1 protein-coding gene is annotated in these 459 nt (G+C 63.0%); it reads right to left on the reverse strand.

What is annotated here, in order from left to right; genetic code table 11:
* Positions 1 to 30: 30 nt before the first annotated feature.
* Positions 31 to 327: a DUF6959 family protein gene (locus tag ODJ79_RS46760; RefSeq protein WP_263030208.1), complete on the reverse strand. Its 297-nt coding sequence runs from the start codon at positions 325 to 327 to the stop codon at positions 31 to 33.
* Positions 328 to 459 lie beyond the last annotated feature (132 nt).

The raw sequence follows: 459 nt of genomic DNA on the forward strand, positions 1-459 counted from the left end.
CGCGCCGTCATTTTTGTCCGTTACAGCCCCTTACATCAACCCACAGAAACCCTCTGATTGGCACGGACGTTCGAATCCTCGTTCGGCGAGCGTTTGCTCGTAGAAGGCAAGGATGGCGTCCATCTCCTGGACCGCGTTGTCGAGGTCGTCGAGTGCGTCGAGGTCGCCCAGCCGGGCGTGCAAGCTGCGTGTCGCGGCGGCGAGCTGCGCTCGCAGGCCTGCAAATGTGTCGCCTTGGAGTTGGATCCCTGGGAACCTCCGGCCGGGCATGTGAACCACGGCCCAATTGCCCGCGCGCGACAGTATTGCGGCGTCTTCCTGGTCCATCACCCGATGGTCCCAGATAGACCGACTGAACCTGGCCGAGGTGCACTAATCTGCTGCGAGTCGCTCGCTACGCATCGTCACGCCCGCCGTGGCGGTGCGCGCGTAGCCGATGTCCGAATGCTCAAGCAAGAT

This window comes from Actinoplanes sp. KI2 (assembly GCF_025630775.1).
In the GTDB taxonomy this organism is placed as follows: domain Bacteria; phylum Actinomycetota; class Actinomycetes; order Mycobacteriales; family Micromonosporaceae; genus Actinoplanes.

Coding starts and splice junctions, on each gene's coding strand:
- ODJ79_RS46760 (WP_263030208.1), bottom strand. CDS start 327: ATGGACCAGGAAGACGCCGCAATACTGTCGCGCGCGGGCAATTGGGCC.